The organism is Mycolicibacterium flavescens, from assembly GCF_001722335.1.
In the GTDB taxonomy this organism is placed as follows: Bacteria; Actinomycetota; Actinomycetes; order Mycobacteriales; family Mycobacteriaceae; genus Mycobacterium; species Mycobacterium flavescens.
In genome coordinates, this window is the sequence record NZ_MIHA01000002.1 from 118,600 (window position 1) to 130,417 (window position 11,818).

The window sequence follows — 11,818 nt, forward strand, 5'->3', positions numbered from 1 at the left end:
GAGCTAACTAGCTTTATCGGCTTACTGACGCTTGGTAGTCGTTTATTTACTGGATCGGCTCGGCAGCAGCAAGATCCTATCGGTGATCTCGCCTGGTTGATCTTGACTTTGGCCTAGCAAGTTAGCTAAGCCTTACGTAAATTGCTCTACGATCTTGACCCGGATGGCGTCACCGCGTCGCCGCCAGGAATCCAGTAAAGGTTGGTGTGAATGCGCGTCGTGGCGTTCGGCTATCAGACCTGGGGGGTCCGAACCCTTCAAGCGCTGCTCGATCTCGGCCATGAAGTCCCGCTGGCGGTCACCCACCCGGCCAGCGAGCAGTCCTACAAGGCGATCTGGTCGGAGTCGGTCGAAGACCTTGCCCGTGACCGCGACATCCCGGTGCACCTCACCGAACGGATCGACAACGACACCGTCGACCTGGTGAAGCGCGCCGAGCCCGACGTCATCGTCGTCAACAGCTGGTACACCTGGATGCCGCCGGAGCTCTACCAGCTCCCGCCGCACGGGACACTGAACATGCACGATTCGCTGCTGCCCAAGTTCACCGGGTTCTCGCCGGTGCTGTGGGCGCTGATCAGCGGTGAATCCGAGTTCGGGCTGACCATCCACCGGATGGACGAGGGTTTGGACACCGGCGACATCCTGGTGCAGCACTCGCTGCCGATCGGGCCGGCCGCGACGGGAACCGAGCTGGTCCTGCGCGGGATGGACTTGATTCCCGGCGCTCTCGAGGAAGCGCTGACCGCGCTGGAATCGGGCACCCCCGTGTGGCGTCCGCAGAACAAGGCGGACCGCACCTACTTCCACAAGCGCTCCGAGCGCGACAGCCTCGTCGATTGGCATTGGCGCGCCGAGGATCTCGAGCGGTTCGTGCGCGCGCTCTCGGATCCGTACCCCCGTGCGTTCGCCTACTACCGCGGTGAACGGATCGAGATCGTGCAGGCGCGGATCTCCGAAGCACGGTACGGCGGAACCCCGGGACGGGTGATCGTGCAGGAGGGCGGCGGTGTCGTGGTGTGCGGACCCGATGCCATCCGCGGGGGGAACCACGGTCTGGTGATCACCCGCGTCCGCACTGCCGACGGCTTCGAGCGCGACGGGAACGAGTTCTTCCTGCGCGGCGGCCATGTGACCAGCCAGGCGTAGACATGCCGTTCCTGGCGAACCGGCCCGCCCCTCCGAAACTGCTTGCGGCGCACCGGCGGATGCTCGCCGCGTTGCCTGTCCCGCTGGTCCGGCAGGCCTTCCATCTGACGATGATCCACCGGCTGGGGAACTTCGAGGACCCGCAGACCTTCAACGAAAAGGTCAACTGGCGGATCCTCTACGACCGGCGGGAGCGCATCGTCGCGGCGTGCGACAAGATGCGGATGAAGGAGATGGCCAGGGCCGCCTGCCCGGGCAGCGACCTGCAGATCCCCGAAATACTCTGGTCCGGAACGGATCTGCGGGATGCGCCCGATCTGCGGACGCTGCCGCCGTGGGTGCTCAAACCCAACCACAGCAGCGGACACGCGCTGTTCGGGCCGAACCGCGACACCGACGTCGAAGCGCTGATCGAGGAGACCCGCGACTGGTGGAAACGCACTCCGCTGGAGCTGGGCGAATGGGGCTACAGCCGCTCCCGGCCGCTGCTGCTGCTCGAGGAGCGCATCCCCACATCGGACGGGCACCCGCCGGCCGACTACAAGTTCTTCGTCTTCGACGGCCGCGTCGAGATGATCCAGGTCAACAGCGGCCGCTTCGGCGACCAGACCGCGACCTTTCTGGATGCCAACTGGAACCGGCTACCCGTGCGCTGGCGGATCCGCCCGGTCGCCGACGAACCACGGCCCGCTGAACTCGACGCGATGCTCGAGATCGCCAGCACCCTGGGCGCCGACTGGGACTTCATCCGCATCGACCTGTACGCCGTCGACGGCGTCGTCTGGTTCGGTGAGTACACGCCGTATCCAGGCGGCGGCCTGCTGCGGTACAAGCCGCCGAGCTTCGACGCCGAGCAGGGACGGCACTGGAAGCTGCCGGACCTGGAAAGCGTGCGGGACGGCCAGCCCTGAGCCGGGCCCGCCGCGGTCCCGTCGCGCCGAGCGTCGGAAGTATGTCGGGTTTTGGGCGAAAATGCGCCATAAACCCGACGCTCACCGACGGCCCGGTAGCTCGTCGCGCCGAGCGTCGGAAGTATGTCGGGTTTCGGGCGAAAATGCGCCATAAACCCGACGCTCACCGACGGCCCGCCCGACGGCCCGAGAGCTCGTCGCGCCGAGCGTCGGAAGTATGTCGGGTTTTGGGCGAAAATGCGCCATAAACCCGACGCTCACCGACGGCCCGCCCGACGGCCCGAGAGCTCGTCGCGCCGAGCGTCGGGAATGTGTCGGGTTTTGGGCGAAAATGCGCCATAAACCCGACGCTCACCGGCCCTGAGCCGGACCTGCCGGAGGCCCGTCGCGCCGAGCGTCGGGAATGTGTCGGGTTTTGGGCGAAAATGCGCCATAAACCCGACGCTGACCGGCCCTGAGCCGGACCTGCCGGAGAGCTCGTTGCGCCGAGCGTCGGAAGTATGTCGGGTTTCGGGCGAAAACGCGCCATAAACCCGACGCTCGCCGACGGCTAGGCGCGGTCCTCGCGCGGAGTCGCCTCGGTCTGAGCCTCGGTCGGCTCGTCGCTGCGACCGTGGCTGACCGCGGCGAACACGTCAGTGTCGGCGCGGTCGTCATCGCCGGCGCGGTGCAGGTGCGGAGTCTGGTCGGCCTTGCGGTCGACGAGCCAGCGGCCGATCGCCACCCCGGCCACCGACATCAGGAACACCACCAGCGCGGTGAACGCCGCGAACGTGGTGAGCTCGTTGATCAGCGCCTCGACGTAGAGGCTCTTATAGAACAGCGAGATGATCCAGGCCACCGCGCCGCTGACGATCCCGGCGAACAACCCGGCGAGCAGCCACGTCATCGCCAAGTCGCCGCGGCGGTCCGGGTCGGGGTTGGTGCGGGCGTCGGTGCGACCGTCGACGATGCCCCAGGCGAACACCGCGACCGCGAACAGCACCACCAGCACGACGCTGATCAGACCCGCCTTGGTTTCCCACGCGTTGATCAACGCTCCCTGCAGCAATCGCACGATCACCATCAGGGTCGCGAACACCAGTCCGCGCAGCAACCACTTACTCATGGGGCCTCACCTTAGCGAGTAGCGTCATCGACCGTGACTATTTCACAGCGCAGGGCCCGGTTGCGCGACCGCCTCGCCGCCGAAGGCCTCGACGCGATGCTGATATCGGACCTGGTCAACGTCCGCTACCTGTCCGGGTTCACCGGTTCGAACGCCGCGCTGCTGGTGCGGGTCGAGGACGAGACGCCGGTGCTGGCCACCGACGGGCGCTACCGCACGCAGGCCGCCCACCAGGCGCCCGACGCCGAACTGGTCATCGAGCGGGCCTGCGGCCCGTACCTGGCCCGGCGCGCCGCGGCCGACGGTGTGCGCCGGCTCGGGTTCGAAAGCCACGTGGTGACCGTCGACGCGTTCGCCGCGTTGACCGACGCGGCCGGCGCGCAGACCGAGTGGGTGCGCGCCGCCGGAACGGTCGAGGCGCTGCGCGAGGTCAAGGACGCCGGAGAGGTCGCGCTGTTGCGGTTGGCGTGCGAGGCGGCCGACGCGGCCCTACGCGACCTGGTCGACCGTGGCGGTCTGCGCCCGGGGCGGACCGAGAAGGAGGTCCGTGGGGAACTCGAGGCGCTGATGCTCGAACACGGCGCCGACGGTCCCTCGTTCGAGACGATCGTCGCGGCCGGACCGAACTCGGCGATTCCGCATCACCGGCCCACCGACGCGGTGCTGGCCGCCGGCGACTTCGTCAAGATCGATTTCGGTGCGCTGGTCAGCGGCTACCACTCGGACATGACCCGCACCTTCGTGCTGTCGCCGGTCGCGCAGTGGCAGACCGAGATCTACGACCTGGTGGCCACTGCGCAGCGGGCCGGCCGCGAGGCGCTGGCGCCGGGCGTGGTGCTCAAGGACGTCGACGCGGCGTCCCGGCAGGTCATCACCGACGCCGGGTACGGCGAGAACTTCAGCCACGGGCTCGGACACGGCGTCGGGCTGCGCATCCACGAAGCGCCAGGGATCAGCGCAGCCTCCGCCGGTACACTGCTTGCTGGCTCCGCGGTGACCGTGGAGCCCGGTGTCTATCTGCCCGACCGTGGCGGTGTCCGCATCGAGGACACGCTTGTCGTCGGGGACGGCACTCCAGACTTGCTCACCCGGTTCCCCAAGGAACTGGCCATCCTCTAAAAGGAGTACTACCAACGTGGCAACGACCGCCGACTTCAAGAATGGGCTCGTCCTGGTGATCGACGGCCAGCTCTGGCAAATCATCGAGTTCCAGCACGTCAAGCCCGGCAAGGGTCCGGCGTTCGTGCGTACCAAGCTCAAGAACGTGGTGTCGGGCAAGACCGTTGACAAGACCTACAACGCCGGGGTGAAGGTCGAGACCGCGACCGTCGACCGGCGCGACGCGACCTACCTCTACCGCGACGGCAGCGACTTCGTGTTCATGGACTCCGAGGACTACGAGCAGCATCCGCTGCCCGAGTCGCTGGTCGGGCGCGCCGCCGACTTCCTGCTCGAGAGCATGCCGGTGCAGATCGCCTTCCATGACGGCTCCCCGCTGTATCTGGAGCTGCCGGTCACCGTGGAACTCGAGGTCACCCACACCGAACCCGGCCTGCAGGGCGACCGCTCGAGCGCGGGCACCAAACCGGCCACCGTCGAGACCGGTGCCGAGATCCAGGTGCCGCTGTTCATCAACACCGGCGACAAGCTCAAGGTCGATTCGCGCGACGGCAGTTACCTGGGTCGGGTGAATGCCTAACCACCGCAGCGAGGGGAAGAGCCGGAGAGCGGATCGGGGACGGCACGCGGCCCGCAAGCGCGCCGTCGACCTGCTCTTCGAAGCCGAGGCGCGAGGGCTCAGCGCCGCGGAGGTGGCCGACGGGCGCACCGCGCTGGCCGAGACCGAAGGCGACGTCTCCCCGCTCAACCCCTACACCGTGACCGTGGCGCGCGGCGTCACCGAGCACGCCGCCCACATCGACGACCTGATCGCCGCGCATCTGCAGGGCTGGACGCTGGACCGGCTGCCCGCGGTGGACCGCGCCATTCTGCGGGTGGCGGTGTGGGAGCTGCTGCACGCCGACGACGTGCCCGAGCCCGTCGCCGTCGACGAGGCGGTCGAACTGGCCAAGCAGTTATCCACCGACGACTCACCGGGTTTCGTCAACGGCGTGCTGGGTCAGGTGATGCTCGTGACACCGCAGATCCGGGCCGCGGCGCAGGCAGTCCGGGGGACCGGACCCCAGGGGTAGCCCGGTGGCCACACCGCAGGACTGGGCGCCGTACTCGAGCGTCGACGAGGCGGCCCGCGTGTACCTGCGCGACCCCGACCTGGCGCTGGACCAACTGCGGTCGGTGGTCGACCTGCCGACCATCAAGTCGTTCATCATGTCGCGCGGTGTGTCCGACGACGCGTGGGGCGACGCCGACCAGTCCCTGTGGCAGGAAGTGGTTCTCACCGACGGCCACCGGTTGATCATCTGGCGCGCCGACGACGAGGTGTCGTCGAACGGGGAGCGCGACCGGCGGATGCTCAACATCTCGGTGCGCACGATCCTGCTGTCGACGATCACCGACCACGTGCTCACCGCCGAATACGAGATGCTCGACGACAACACCCGCCGGCTCTCGGAGGTGCGACTGCGGATGTACACGCAGTTGATCACCCGGTCGCGGCAGAAGTCGGCCACCGAATCCGACATCTACTGCGAGTCTTTCCGCTACTACAAGTCCGTCGACAACGGCGGGCTGGCGCAGATGCAGCGGCTGCTGCAGTTCGGCCGGGTGCTCTCGCGCAGCATGCAGTAGCCGCGGGGCGCAACGATATCGGGCTACAGGTCCAGCGCCTGGTAGGTCCGGCGGATGAACTTCGGCTGGGCGCTCTGCAGTTTGGCCAGCGACGTGTTGCCGGCGATCGCGGCGGCGTCGACCCCGAGATCGGGCAGGTTCTGGATCAGGTAGATCAGGATCACGTCGGCCGACGGGTCGGCCTGCCACCACGTGCCGTAGGCGCCGGGCCAGCTGAACGTGCCCAACCCGCCCGGACCGAACAGCTGGCGGGACTTCGCCGGGTCGGTGACCACCGACAGGTTCAGCCCGAAGCCGCGGCCCACCCAGAACGGCGCACCCAGAAACGGCTGCCGCTTCTGCTCGTCGGTCAGCCGGTCGGTGCGCATGAGGTGCACCGACTCCTCGGACAGCACCCGCGTCCCGTCCAGCGTCCCGCCGGCCAACAGCATGCGCGCGAACCGCAGATAATCGTCGGCGGTCGACCACAGCCCGGCCCCGCCGGCGCAGAACGGCGGATCGGTGATCTGCGGCGGCCCCATCACGTCGTGCTGCAGCTTGTTGTCCTTGTCGAGCTTGTACATCGTGGCCGCGCGGCGGCGGCCCGCCGGGGTGACCGAGAACCCGGTGTCGACCATCCCCAGAGGTTCGAAGATCCGCTCGGCCAACACCTGCGACAGCGGCTTGCCCTCGATCCGCGACAGCACGATGCCCAGGACGTCGGTGGCGTGGCTGTAGGTGAGGCGGTCCCCGGGCTGATGGGCCAGCGGCAGCTGGGCGAGCTCGGCCAGCCAGCGGTCCTGATCCTGCCGGAACGACATCCGGCCGTAGGCGCGGGCCAGCGGCCCGAGCACCGAGAACGCGTAGGCCAACCCGCTGCGGTGCGTCATCAGGTCGTCGACGGTGATCGGGCGCCGCGCGGGCACGGTCTTGTCGAGCTCACCTTTCGGGTCCGCCAGCACCCGCATGTCGGACAGTTCGGGCAGCCACTTGACCACCGGGTCGGTCAGCGCGAGTTTGCCGTCCTCGACGAGGGACATCGCGGCCGCGACCGTCACCGGCTTGCTCATCGACGCGATCCGGAACACCGTGTCGCGCTGCATCGGCAACCGGGCGTCGACATCGCGGTGGCCGAGCTCATTGACCTGCCGCACCTCGCCGGCGTGCCACACCAGGGTGACCGCGCCGGCCAGCAGCCCGGCGTCGATGGCCTCGCGGATGGACGCCTGGTTCTCGTCGAGTTTCATCGACGACAGCGTACGTTCCGCATCCGCCGGCGATTCCGGCACGCATGACGGTCGGCAACGGCGGTAGTGCAGACGGGTGCTAAGCTCGCCGAAGTTTCGACGTCCTTTAAAGAGCCGTCCCGAGAGGCGGAGAAGGAGGTCAGAGTGGCTTGAGCGCGCATTCAGACTCGCCGAGCGCCGACCGGGAGTTGATGTCCGCAGCGGACGTGAGCCGGACCATTTCCCGCATCGCCCACCAGATCATCGAGAAGACCGCCCTCGACGGCGCCGACGCGCCCCGCGTCGTCCTGCTCGGAATCCCCACGCGCGGAGTGACGTTGGCCACCCGGCTGGTGGACAAGATCGAGGAGTTCTCCGGCGTGCGGGTGGCGCGCGGCGCTCTCGACATCACGCTGTACCGCGACGACCTCGACTTCAAGCCGCCGCGCGCGCTGGAGGAGACCTCGATCCCCGAAGGCGGCATCGACGAGGCCCTGGTGATCCTCGTCGACGACGTGCTCTACACCGGCCGGTCGGTGCGCTCGGCGCTGGATGCGCTGCGTGACATCGGCAGGCCGCGGGCCGTGCAGTTGGCGGTGCTGGTCGACCGCGGGCACCGCGAGCTGCCGCTGCGCGCCGACTACGTCGGCAAGAACGTCCCCACCTCGCGCAGCGAGAACGTCAAGGTCCGACTGGCCGAGGACGACGGAATTGACGGGATCTGGATCGCGCCGCACGGAGGGCCGCCAAGGTGAAGCATCTGATTTCGGCCGGAGACCTGTCGCGCGACGACGCGTCGGCCATCCTCGACAACGCGGATCGGTTCAGCCAGGCGCTGCTGGGCCGCGAGGTCAAGAAGCTGCCGACGCTGCGCGGGCGCACCATCATCACGATGTTCTACGAGAACTCCACCCGCACCCGGGTGTCGTTCGAAGTGGCGGGAAAGTGGATGAGCGCCGACGTGATCAACGTCAGCTCGTCGGGATCGTCGGTGTCCAAAGGGGAGTCGCTGCGCGACACCGCGCTGACCCTGCGCGCCGCGGGCGCCGACGCGCTGATCCTGCGCCACCCCGCCTCGGGCGCGCCGCAGCAGCTCGCGGAGTGGACCACCGACGCCGACGGGCACGGCCCCGCGGTGATCAACGCCGGTGACGGCACCCACGAACATCCCACGCAGGCGCTGCTCGACGCGCTGACCATCCGGCAGCGGCTCGGCGACATCGAGGGTAAGCGGGTCGTCATCGTCGGCGACGTCCTGCACAGCCGGGTGGCCCGCTCCAACGTGCTGCTGCTCAACACGCTGGGCGCCGAGGTCGTTCTCGTCGCACCGCCCACACTGCTGCCGGTCGGGGTCGGCGGGTGGCCGGTCACCGTGTCGCACAACCTCGATGCCGAACTCCCGATCGCCGACGCGGTGCTGATGCTGCGGGTGCAGGCCGAACGGATGAACGGCGGGTTCTTCCCGTCGGCCCGGGAGTACTCGGTGCTCTACGGGCTGTCCGAGAAGCGTCAGGCGATGCTGCCCGGCAACGCCGTCGTGCTGCATCCCGGCCCGATGGTCCGCGGTATGGAGATCGCCTTCTCGGTGGCTGATTCCCCGCAGTCGGCTGTGCTGCAACAGGTTTCCAACGGTGTGCACATCCGGATGGCCGTGCTGTTCCATCTGCTGGTCGGTTCGGAGAAGGAGGCCATCAGCGCATGAGCGTGTTGATCCGCGGAGTGCGTCTCTACGGTGAGGGCGACCCGGTCGACGTGTTGGTGGCCGACGGCCAGATCGCCGACATCGGCGCCGGCCTGGCGATCCCCGACTCCGCCGACGTCGTCGACGCCAGCGGGCAGATCCTGCTGCCCGGCTTCGTCGACCTGCACACCCACCTGCGCGAGCCGGGCCGCGAATACGCCGAGGACATCGAAACCGGTTCGGCGGCAGCGGCACTGGGCGGATACACCGCGGTGTTCGCGATGGCCAACACCAACCCGGTCGCCGACAGCCCGGTGGTCACCGACCACGTCTGGCAGCGCGGGCAACAGGTCGGCCTCGTCGACGTGCACCCCGTCGGCGCGGTCACCGTCGGCCTGGCCGGAACGCAGCTGACCGAGATGGGGATGATGGCCGCCGGGGCCGGACAGGTCCGGATGTTCTCCGACGACGGCCTGTGCGTGCACGACCCGCTGATCATGCGACGCGCGCTGGAGTACGCCACCGGGCTCGGGGTGCTGATCGCCCAGCACGCCGAGGAGCCGCGTCTGACGGTCGGCGCGGTGGCCCACGAAGGCCCGAACGCCGCCCGGCTCGGGCTGGCCGGGTGGCCGCGCGCCGCCGAGGAGTCGATCGTCGCCCGCGATGCGCTGCTGGCCCGCGACGCCGGCGCACGCGTGCACATCTGCCACGCCTCCACCGCGGGCACCGTGGAACTGGTCAAATGGGCGAAATCACAGGGTATCTCGATCACCGCCGAGGTCACACCGCATCACCTGATGCTCGACGATGAACGGCTGGTCAGCTACGACGGCCGGTACCGGGTGAACCCGCCGCTGCGCGAGGCCTCCGATGCCGAGTCGCTGCGCCGCGCCCTGGCCGAGGGGATCATCGACTGTGTGGCCACCGATCACGCCCCGCACGCCGAACACGAGAAGTGCTGCGAGTTCGCCGTCGCCCGCCCCGGCATGCTCGGGCTGGAGACCGCGCTGTCGGTGGTGGTGCAGACCATGGTGCGGCCCGGGCTGCTGAGCTGGCGCGACGTCGCCCGCGTGATGAGCGAGCGGCCCGCCGAGATCGTCGGGCTACCCGATCAGGGCCGGCCGCTGGAGGTCGGCGAGCCGGCCAACCTCACCGTCGTCGACCCCGACGCCACGTGGACCGTCGAGGGTGCCGCGCTGGCGAGCCGGTCGAACAACACGCCCTACGAGAGGCTGGAACTGCCCGCCGCGGTGACGCTGACGCTGCTGCGGGGCAAGGTGACCGCGCGGGACGGGAAGTGCTCCCCGGCGGGCAGCGGCGACGCGACCGGGGGACTGGCTCGATGAACACCGGGACGCTGGTCGGGTCGCTGATCATGGCCGCCATCGTGGCGGTGCTGATCGCGGTGCTGATCCAGGCGATGATGCGCGGGTGGCGCAGGCGTGCGGAGCGCCAGGCCGAGCTGATCGGCTCGCTGCCTGCGCTGCCCGACACCGTCGGACCCGCGATCGTGCCGCCCACCAAGGGCATGTACGTCGGCAGCACCCTGGCGCCGCACTGGAACGACCGGGTCGCCGTCGGTGATCTGGGTTTCCGCACCAAGGCCGTGCTGACCCGCTATCCCGAAGGAATCATGTTGCAGCGCACCGGCGGAGTGCCGATCTGGATCCCCGACGAGTCGATCAGCGAGATCCGCACGGAGCGGGGCATCGCGGGGAAGGCCCTCACGCATGAGGGGATTCTGGCGATCCGGTGGCGGCTGCCGTCGGGAACCGAGATCGACACCGGGTTCCGCGCCAACGACCGTCGGGAGTATTCGCTGTGGGTGGAACAGGAGGCCGCGTGAGCGACACCAACAAGGCTCTGCTGGTGCTCGAGGACGGCCGCGTCTTCACCGGCACGACGTACGGCGCGGTGGGGCAGACACTCGGTGAGGCGGTGTTCTCCACCGGCATGTCGGGCTATCAGGAGACCCTCACCGATCCGAGCTATCACGGCCAGATCGTGGTCGCCACGGCGCCGCAGATCGGCAACACCGGCTGGAACCACGAGGACGCCGAGAGCCGCGGCGACAAGATCTGGGTGGCCGGTTACGCGGTGCGCGACCCGTCGCCGCGGGCGTCGAACTGGCGCGCCACCGGCACGCTGGACGACGAACTCGAGCGCCAAGGCGTCGTCGGCATCGCGGGTATCGACACCCGCGCGGTGGTGCGTCACCTGCGCAGCCGCGGCTCGATGAAGGCCGGGGTGTTCTCGGGCCCGGCGCTGGCCGATCTCGACGAGCTGCTGGGCCGGGTGCGCAACCAGCCGGGGATGCTGGGTGCCGACCTGGCCGGCGAGGTCAGCACCGACGTCCGATATGAGGTGGAACCCGAAGGGCCGCAACGGTTCACGGTGGCCGCCATCGACCTCGGGATCAAGACCAACACCCCACGCAACTTCGCTCGGCGCGGTATCCGCAGCCACGTGCTCCCGTCGTCGACCACGTTCGAGCAGATCGCCGACCTCAAACCCGACGGCGTGTTCCTGTCCAACGGGCCGGGCGATCCCGCCACCGCCGACCACATCGTCGCGGTCACCCGTGAGGTCCTCGGCGCGGGCATCCCGTTGTTCGGCATCTGCTTCGGCAACCAGATCTTCGGCCGCGCGCTGGGCCGTTCGACGTACAAGATGGTGTTCGGCCACCGCGGGATCAACGTCCCGGTGATCGATCATCAGACCGGAGCGGTCGCGATCACCGCGCAGAACCACGGGTTCGCGCTCGAAGGCGAGGCGGGGGAGCGGTTCGACACCCCGTTCGGCGAGGCGGTGGTCAGCCACACCTGCGCCAACGACGGTGTCGTCGAGGGCATCAAGCTGGTCAGCGGACGCGCGTTCTCGGTGCAGTACCACCCCGAGGCCGCGGCGGGCCCGCACGACGCGAACTACCTGTTCGACCAATTCATCGACCTGATGGCAGGGGACAAGGGTGCCTGATTTGCGCCGAAACTGTATTCCAGCAGGCCCTCACTCGTAC

Annotated in this window: 13 protein-coding genes; 11 read left to right on the forward strand and 2 right to left on the reverse strand. The window is 68.7% G+C overall.

The annotated features are described in order from the left end of the window. Window positions 1-210 precede the first annotated feature (210 nt). Window positions 211-1,149: a methionyl-tRNA formyltransferase gene (locus BHQ18_RS03045; RefSeq protein ID WP_069412105.1), complete on the forward strand. Its 939-nt coding sequence runs from the start codon at window positions 211-213 to the stop codon at window positions 1,147-1,149. A 2-nt stretch (window positions 1,150-1,151) separates the two neighbouring features. Next, the gene (locus BHQ18_RS03050; RefSeq protein WP_069412106.1) at window positions 1,152-2,060 is read left to right on the forward strand and encodes an ATP-grasp fold amidoligase family protein; all 909 of its coding nucleotides are present in this window, start codon (window positions 1,152-1,154) and stop codon (window positions 2,058-2,060) included. Between the two features lie 550 nt (window positions 2,061-2,610). Here BHQ18_RS03050 and BHQ18_RS03055 read toward each other — a convergent pair. Next, window positions 2,611-3,168 (reverse strand): B-4DMT family transporter, encoded by a 558-nt coding sequence (locus tag BHQ18_RS03055; RefSeq protein ID WP_069412107.1) that lies wholly within the window; start codon window positions 3,166-3,168, stop codon window positions 2,611-2,613. 33 nt (window positions 3,169-3,201) lie between these two features. On the opposite strand from BHQ18_RS03055, the gene BHQ18_RS03060 reads away from it, so the two are divergent. Genes BHQ18_RS03060 through BHQ18_RS03075 form a run of 4 tightly spaced genes read left to right on the forward strand, consistent with a single transcriptional unit; the run spans window position 3,202 to window position 5,916 of the window. Further along, window positions 3,202-4,287, forward strand: coding sequence for a M24 family metallopeptidase (locus BHQ18_RS03060; protein ID WP_069412108.1), 1,086 nt, complete (start codon window positions 3,202-3,204; stop codon window positions 4,285-4,287). Between the two features lie 16 nt (window positions 4,288-4,303). Beyond that, window positions 4,304-4,867, forward strand: a complete 564-nt coding sequence (gene efp, locus BHQ18_RS03065; protein WP_069412109.1) for an elongation factor P — start codon at window positions 4,304-4,306, stop codon at window positions 4,865-4,867. Then, window positions 4,860-5,360 (forward strand): transcription antitermination factor NusB, encoded by a 501-nt coding sequence (gene nusB / locus BHQ18_RS03070; protein ID WP_069412110.1) that lies wholly within the window; start codon window positions 4,860-4,862, stop codon window positions 5,358-5,360. The genes efp and nusB overlap by 8 nt, the downstream gene beginning before the upstream one ends. A gap of 4 nt (window positions 5,361-5,364) precedes the next feature. Further along, complete coding sequence (locus BHQ18_RS03075; RefSeq protein WP_069412111.1) at window positions 5,365-5,916, forward strand: hypothetical protein; 552 nt, start codon at window positions 5,365-5,367, stop codon at window positions 5,914-5,916. Between the two features lie 23 nt (window positions 5,917-5,939). Here the strand turns inward: BHQ18_RS03075 and BHQ18_RS03080 are convergent, their stop codons facing one another. After that, the gene (locus BHQ18_RS03080; RefSeq protein WP_069412112.1) at window positions 5,940-7,142 is read right to left on the reverse strand and encodes a serine hydrolase domain-containing protein; all 1,203 of its coding nucleotides are present in this window, start codon (window positions 7,140-7,142) and stop codon (window positions 5,940-5,942) included. Between the two features lie 149 nt (window positions 7,143-7,291). Between BHQ18_RS03080 and pyrR the strand changes: the two genes are divergently transcribed. From pyrR to carA, 5 genes are read left to right on the forward strand one after another with little or no spacing between them, the layout of a single operon-like run. Beyond that, on the forward strand, window positions 7,292-7,876 hold the full coding sequence (gene pyrR, locus BHQ18_RS03085; protein ID WP_084293860.1) for a bifunctional pyr operon transcriptional regulator/uracil phosphoribosyltransferase PyrR: 585 nt from the start codon (window positions 7,292-7,294) through the stop codon (window positions 7,874-7,876). Further along, a complete protein-coding gene (locus tag BHQ18_RS03090; RefSeq protein ID WP_069412114.1) occupies window positions 7,873-8,823 on the forward strand; it encodes an aspartate carbamoyltransferase catalytic subunit in 951 nt (316 codons plus the stop codon). Before pyrR ends, BHQ18_RS03090 begins: the two co-directional genes overlap by 4 nt. Continuing rightward, a complete protein-coding gene (locus tag BHQ18_RS03095; protein WP_069412115.1) occupies window positions 8,820-10,148 on the forward strand; it encodes a dihydroorotase in 1,329 nt (442 codons plus the stop codon). Before BHQ18_RS03090 ends, BHQ18_RS03095 begins: the two co-directional genes overlap by 4 nt. Beyond that, window positions 10,145-10,648, forward strand: a complete 504-nt coding sequence (locus BHQ18_RS03100; RefSeq protein WP_069412116.1) for a PH-like domain-containing protein — start codon at window positions 10,145-10,147, stop codon at window positions 10,646-10,648. The genes BHQ18_RS03095 and BHQ18_RS03100 overlap by 4 nt, the downstream gene beginning before the upstream one ends. Further along, window positions 10,645-11,778, forward strand: coding sequence for a glutamine-hydrolyzing carbamoyl-phosphate synthase small subunit (carA, locus tag BHQ18_RS03105; protein WP_109789176.1), 1,134 nt, complete (start codon window positions 10,645-10,647; stop codon window positions 11,776-11,778). Before BHQ18_RS03100 ends, carA begins: the two co-directional genes overlap by 4 nt. The last annotated feature ends 40 nt before the right edge of the window (window positions 11,779-11,818 follow it).